The 6805-nt window shown below is 72.9% G+C and carries 4 protein-coding genes; 3 read left to right on the top strand and 1 reads right to left on the bottom strand.

Annotation, left to right across the window (positions count from 1 at the left end):
- Positions 1–223 precede the first annotated feature (223 nt).
- The 3 genes from OZ10_RS09975 to OZ10_RS09965 are packed head-to-tail and all read left to right on the top strand — an operon-like array spanning position 224 to position 5498.
- A complete protein-coding gene (locus tag OZ10_RS09975; RefSeq protein WP_039564703.1) occupies positions 224–1423 on the top strand; it encodes a BatA domain-containing protein in 1200 nt (399 codons plus the stop codon).
- Positions 1420–3699, top strand: a complete 2280-nt coding sequence (locus OZ10_RS09970; RefSeq protein ID WP_039564699.1) for a hypothetical protein — start codon at positions 1420–1422, stop codon at positions 3697–3699. The genes OZ10_RS09975 and OZ10_RS09970 overlap by 4 nt, the downstream gene beginning before the upstream one ends.
- Positions 3699–5498, top strand: coding sequence for a hypothetical protein (locus OZ10_RS09965; protein WP_052210011.1), 1800 nt, complete (start codon positions 3699–3701; stop codon positions 5496–5498). Before OZ10_RS09970 ends, OZ10_RS09965 begins: the two co-directional genes overlap by 1 nt.
- A 521-nt stretch (positions 5499–6019) precedes the next feature.
- On the opposite strand, the gene OZ10_RS09960 is transcribed toward OZ10_RS09965, so the two are convergent.
- On the bottom strand, positions 6020–6682 hold the full coding sequence (locus OZ10_RS09960) for a DUF938 domain-containing protein (RefSeq protein ID WP_039564698.1): 663 nt from the start codon (positions 6680–6682) through the stop codon (positions 6020–6022).
- Positions 6683–6805 lie beyond the last annotated feature (123 nt).

The following is a 6805-nucleotide window of genomic DNA, read 5'->3' as shown; positions in this document are numbered from 1 at the left end:
GCGCACGCCGTGCACTATCTGGATGCACCGCCCGACGCCACCCTGCGCCAGGTGTTTGCCCGGGGCATGACGCGATGAGCGTGCGGGTGCAGTGCGCCGTGCGGCGCGCGTGGTTGGCGGCCAGCCGGTCAGCGGCCAGCACTCCCGCCGCGCCGCGGCACCGTCCACGCTCGTGCAGCGCGGCCGCTGCACGGCGGTGTTGCGGCAACGCCGGAGCATGGCGGTGAACCTGCTGCTGCTCTTCCCCGCCGGGCTGGCCGCACTGGCGGCCCTGCTGATGCCGCTGCTGATCCATCTGGCACGGCGTAGCGAGCACCGGCCCACCGACTTTGCCGCGCTGCGCTGGTTGCGCGCATTGCCGCGCCCGCGTCACCGCGTGCGCCTGGACGAGCTGCCGTTGCTGCTGGTGCGCTTGCTGCTGCTGGCCGCCGTCGCGCTGCTGCTGGCCGAGCCGGCCATGCGCGAGCATGACGATGCACGCCCGCGTGTCGCGCTCAGCCCGGGGGTCGATATGGCCGCCGCACGCCAGCTCGGCCACGCCGCGAACGCGCAGTGGGTGTGGCTGGCACCGGGTTTCCCGCCGGTCAATGCAGATGCGAATGCCGATACCCCGACGACATCCGCCACACCCGCCAATGCCGCACAGCCAGTCTCCAGCCTTTTGCGCGAACTCGATGCCAGCCTGCCGCCGGGCGCCGCGCTCAGCGTCATCGTACCGGCCCAATGGGGCCCGCTGGATGCGCAACGCCTGCAGTTATCGCGCCAGGTGCGCTGGCACGTGGTGCCCGGCCAATCACCGGTGACGGCGCCCGCCGCTGCTGCGCCGCTGCGCCTGCAGGCGATTGCCGACGACGCCGCCGCACCGGCCTTGCGCTATCTGCGCGCTGTGCATGCCGCCTGGGCGCTGCCGGGCAGCCTGGCAGTGGGCACGCCGGCCGCTGCCCAGCCGGCGCGCTGGACTCCCGGCACGGTGGTGGCCTGGCTGCCGCACAGCGCCCCGCCCGCGCCGGTGATGGCCTGGGTCGCGGCCGGCGGCCAGTTGCTGGTGGATGCGCAGACACCCCTCCCGGCCGACCTCGCCGCCACGTTGCAGCCGGTGCAACAGGCGGCCTCCGGCGAACCAGTGATCGATGCCGCAGCACTCGGCCGCGGACGCGTGCTGCGGTGGGCTGCGCCGCTGCAGCCGCAGCAACTGCCCGCGCTGCTGGAGGCCGATTTCCCAACCCGGCTGCACGACACCCTGCAGCCGGCGCCCACACCACAGCGCGCGCTGGCGCAGACCCAGCAACCGCAGCGCGGTGCCGCTACGCGCCTGAGCACCGCACCCTGGCCGCTGGCGCCGTGGCTGATCGGCCTGGTGCTGCTGCTGTTCGCGCTCGAACGCTGGCTCGCCACCTCGCCGCGCCGGGCCAACGCCGCATGAGCACGCCGGCACTGCAGCAGGCGTGGCGGGCGGCACGGCGGCGCCAGGCCGCAGGTGTGCTGCTGTTCGGGCTGCCGCTGGCGGCGGTGCCGGCGGCACTGGCGTGGCGGGCCGGTGCGCCGGCAGCGGTGATTCCGCTGCTGCTCCTGGGCCTGCTGGCAGTGCTCGGCGTGGCAGCGCTGGAGGCGCGTCGGCTCGACCAGGCTTGGCTGATCCGCCGGCTGGACCGCGAGACCGATCTGGAAGACAGCAGCGATTTGCTGTTCGCCCCGCTCAGCCAGCTCGGTCCGCTCCAGGCCTTGCAACGGCAACGCCTGGAGCAGCGCCTGCGCAGCAGCCCGCGCGATCTGCGCCCGGCCTGGCCGTGGCGGCGCGCCTGGCCATGGAGCCTGCTGGGGCTGATCGCCTGCGGCACGCTCCTGCTGTGGCCGCCGCGCCCGCACCCGCCTGCCGCAGGCAGCGACCGCGTGGCCGCGGCGCGCGCCGGTCGCGGCGCCCCAGTGTTGCGTCAGGCGCAGCTGCACAGCAGCCCGCCCGCGTATACCGGCCTGCCGGCGGCACGCCTGCCTGGGCTGGATGCGCAGGTGCCCGCCGGCACCCGGCTGGACTGGCAACTGCAGGTCAGCCCGGCGCCACGCAGCGTGGCGCTGCGGCTCAGCGACGGCCGCCTGATCCCGCTTGCCCGGCAAGGCGGCAGCGACCACTGGCAAGGCCACTGGATCGCCGAACGCCCCAGCCTGTATCGCATCCTGATCGACAACGCCCCGGCCGACCGCCAACTGCATCGGCTGGACGTGCTGCCCGACCGCCCACCGCAGGTGCGCGTGCTCGCGCCCGAACAGAGCCTGGTGCTGTGGACGCCGGCCAACGGGCCCTGGGCGCTGCGCTTCGAAGCCAGCGACGACTACGCCGTGGCCGCCAGCGCCGAGCTGCGGCTCACCCTGGCCCAGGGCAGCGGCGAAAACATCACCTTCACCACCCAGCGCCGCGCGCTTACCGGCAGCGGGCCGGCCACCCGCCGCAGCTTCGCCACCACCCTGCAGCCGCAGGCCCTGGGCATGGCCGCCGGCGACGACCTGATCGCGCAACTCATCGTCCACGACACCCGCCAGCCCGGCCCGCAGGAAGGCCGCAGCGCCAGCGTGATCCTGCGCTGGCCGCCGCCGGAGCAGACCATGGCCACCAGCCTGGAGGCCAGCGTCAAGCAGACCCTGCCGGCGTACTTCCGCAGCCAGCGCCAGATCATCATCGACGCGCAGGCGCTGCTGAAGGAACAGCCGCGCCTGGACGCGGCCACGTTCCTCAAGCGCTCCGACGCCATCGGCGTGGACCAGCGCCTGCTGCGGCTGCGCTACGGCCAATTTCTGGGCGAAGAAAGCGAAGGCGCGCCGCAAGGTCCGCCGACTGCCGACGCGCCACCCACCAGCGACGCCCCGGCCGACGACCTGCCGACCGCCGACATGCCCACTGCCGATGCGCCAAGCACGCCCGCCGCTGCTGCAGACACCCACACGCACGCCGGGCATGCCCACGCCGACCACGACAAGGCCAGCGCCGCCGAGCCCGGCGCCGCCGCGCTGGACGACCATGACCACGATCACGGCGGCAGCAACGGCCGGCCCGAGCGCAGCAGCTTCGGCCAGGCGGAAAACGTGCTGGCCGAGTACGGCCATACCCACGATCACGCCGAGGCCGCCACCCTGCTCGACCCGCAGACCCGCGCCCTGCTGCGCGCTGCGCTGGACCAGATGTGGCAGTCCGAAGGCGAGCTGCGCCAGGGCCACCCCGAGCGCGCCCTGCCCTTCGCCAACAAGGCGCTGGGCTTCATCAAGCAGGTGCAGCAGGCCGAGCGCATCTACCTGGCGCGGGTCGGCACGCAGCTGCCGCCGATCGACCCCAGCCGGCGCATGAGCGGCAAGCGCGATGGCATCGGTCCCGGCCCCGATGCGCTGGATGCGCGCACCCGCCCCGACCCGCAACCGATGGCGCTGTGGCAGGCCCTGGGCGAGGCCGCACCCATGCACGATGCCGCCGCGCTGGATGCCTTCGCGCGCTGGCTGGCCGCCCACGAGCGCCAGCTCGATGCGCCGCTGGATCTGGCCGCCGCCGTCGAGACCCTGCGTGCCACGCCCGACTGCGCCCGTTGCCGGCAGCACCTGCGCGCGCTGCTCTGGCCGGTGCTGGTGCGCCCACCGGCCGCCGTGCAGCCGCGCGCGGCGCCCGATGCCGGCGGCCAGCGGTATCTGGATGCCTTGCACGCACAGGAGCGCCGCTGATGCCGGCCTGGTTCGTCATCGTCCTGCTGGCCCTGATCACGCTGCTGGCGTGGTGGCGCCTGCGCGCTGCGCGCATCGCCGGCTGGCGCAAGGCCGCCCTGCTCGCCCTGCAACCGCTGTGCGCCGCGCTGCTGTACTGCACGCTGCTCCCGCCGCCACTCCCCGGCCGCAGCGGCACCCTGGTGGTGGCCACCGCCGGCGCCGGCATGGCCTCGCTCGCGCTGGCGCCCGGCGACCGTCTCATCGCGCTGCCCGAAGCACCGCCTGGCCTGCGCCACGCCGAGCGCATGCCCGATCTGGCCACCGCACTGCGCCGCCATCCCGGCACCACCGGGCTGCGCATCGTTGGCGCCGGCCTGCCTGCGCGCGACCGCGACGCGGCACGTGGCTGGCCGCTGCATTACAGGCCGCCGCCCCCCACCCCGGGCCTGACCGAGCTGGTCACCCCGCCTCTGGCGGCGCCGGGTGACGACGTGGCCATCGCTGGCCGCATCACCGGCCTGCCCGCAGCCACCGTCGAACTGCTGGACCCGGCCGGCCGCCGCGTGGATCTGGTCGCCCCCGACAGCGCCGGACGCTTCCGGCTCACCGGCAGCGTGCGCGCCGCCGGCGACAGCGTCTTCGTGGTGCGCGTGCTTGGCCCGGACGGGCGCCCGCGCGACCGGGCCGATGTGCCGGTGTCGACCGTCGATACGCCTGCCGCCGCCCTGTGGATCCTTGCCGGCGCGCCGCAGCCGGAGCTCAAGTACCTGCGCCGCTGGGCACACGACGCCGGCCTGCAGCTGCACACCCAGATCGCCACCGGCGGCGGCGCGCAGCTGGGCGACGCCCCACGGGTGCTGGACGCCTCCACGCTGGACCGCACCGACCTGCTGGTCATCGACGAACGTGCCCTGGCCGCGCTGTCGCGCGCGCAACGCATGACCCTGCGCGCCGCCGTCGAGCGTGGTCTTGGCCTGCTGCTGCGCCTAACCGGCCCGCTGGATGCCGCACAACGCAGCGCCGTTGCCGAGCTTGGTCTGCCGCTGCGTGGCGATGACGCCGGCGCGCCGATGCAGATGGCGGCCGCCCTTGCGCCGCAGCCTGCCTCGGCGATGGCGCAGCAACCCGCTACAGGGACCGGCGGTAGCGCAGCGCCGGCATTGCCCGTGCTGGAACGTCGCACCCTGGTGCCCGATGCAGACGATGCCATCGCCGTGCTGCGCACCGCCAACGGCACGCCATCGGCGTGGTGGCGTGCGCATGGGCGCGGACGGATCGGCCTGATCGCCCTCACCGACAGCTACCGCCTGGTGCTGCAGGGCCACCCCGCACTGCACGCCGCGCTGTGGAGCCAGACGCTCTCGCCCCTGGCCCGCGCCCACCCCGCACCACGCCTGGCCACTCGCACCGGCTGGCGCAACCAGCGCATCGGCGTGTGCAACCTGGGCAGCGCAGCGCAGTTGCAGGCGCCCGACGGCACCACTGCCCCTTTGCCACCGGACCCGGCCACCGGACCGTCTGCCTGCGCCGGCCTCTGGCCCGAGCACACCGGCTGGTATCGCTGGCAGGACGCGCACCGCGGTGGTGCCCTTTACATCCGTGCCCCCGCCGACGCCCCCGCGCTGTCTGCCAACACGCAACGCGACGCCACCCGGGCGCTGGTCACCCCCAGCAATGCCACCCGCCAGGCGCAGCCCGCACCGCAGCCCGGCCCGCGCTGGCCGTGGTGGCTGGGGTTTGTAGTGGCCGCCGCGCTGCTGTGGTGGCTGGAGCGGTGGCGTGCGGATCGCCCGGTGCCTGCGGGGAGGCAGGGGTAGGCGTCACCCCGCGCGTGGCCGGTGTGCGCTGGCTTCACGCGCGCCACTGCTGGGCACGCGCGGTCGCTGTGTCGCTGCGGGCCTGGGTCGGTTCAACGCACAGCCCAGCCCTGATGCCCTTTGCTGCGCGCGCCGCACATCGCCGGCAGGAAGCGGCGCAGTGCGAGAGGTTCACGGCCGTCACTTGGGGCGAGAATCGCTTGCGCGGCATTGGCGCGTGTGCGTTGGAGTGCCTCCGCTGCCAGCGCGGGCCGGGGCGCGGAGCGGGAATTGGGGCGAAGCCTGGTTGGCACGCACTGCAGGCTTCGCCCGAACCCTCATCCGCCCTTCGGGCACCTTCTCCCGGAGGGAGAAGGGAGCGTGTGGTCGACAGCCTCGTGTGTCCGAGCACCTTGAGGCCTGCACGACACCGCGAGGGGCTGGGATTTTCCGGCGTGTCGATGACGCGTCTGTGCGCCGATGCATGGCCTTTGCTCGGAGATCGACCGGGCTTTACCTCGCTTCGCCCGACGCGACGGAGGCTACCCGCGTCGCCACACGCGGCAATGATTGTTCGCCGGCAATGCTACGTCGTCGATCAGCTGCAACCCAACCGATGCTGCCAGCGCATCCACCGCTTCGGCATCACGGATGCCCGATGCAGGGTCGCGTTCGCGCAGCATCGCGTCGAAGGCGCGATTGCTGTCGCTGGTAAATTGCCCATTGCGATTGAACGGCCCATACACCGCCAGCACTGCCTGCGGCGCCATTACTGCGGGTAAGCCTGCAAACAAGGCCTGCACCTGCGGCCAGCCCATGATGTGCAAGGTGTTGGCACTGTAGATCGCATCGAAACCACGCTGGCCATCGGGCAGCACGGGCAAGGCCGGCAGTGGCGCCAAACCAGCCGTCGGCGTCAGCACCGCCTGCAGGACGATCGGCTGCGGCGTGTTGGGCAGCGCGGCTTCATCCAACCATTGCTGCATGCCCGGCAAATGATCGGCGTGGTCGCTGGCCTGCCACTGCAACCACGGCATCGCCGCGGCGAAATGTACCGCGTGCTGTCCGGTACCTGCGCCGATTTCCAGCACGTGCTGCCGATCGGCGAAGTGCCTACGCAACACATCCAGAATCGGCTCGCGGTTACGCGCAGAGGCAGGCGAAAAGGGCTTGGTCATGATCAGAATCTGTAGTGGTGAAGACAATTATCGCGTAGCGGAAATGTTCAGCGACAACCGCTCAGCAGCAGGATGCTGCACAACTCGATGCAGTTGCCCTGCGCCGCAGGTTACCCACGTCGGCCGCACCGGCAATACGTCTTGCACAGT

The sequence above is a fragment of the Xanthomonas cannabis pv. cannabis genome (genome assembly GCF_000802365.1).
Taxonomy (GTDB): Bacteria; Pseudomonadota; Gammaproteobacteria; order Xanthomonadales; family Xanthomonadaceae; genus Xanthomonas; species Xanthomonas cannabis.
The sequence above is the reverse complement of the archived record's forward strand: the minus strand, read 5'-3'. Positions and strand labels throughout refer to the sequence as shown.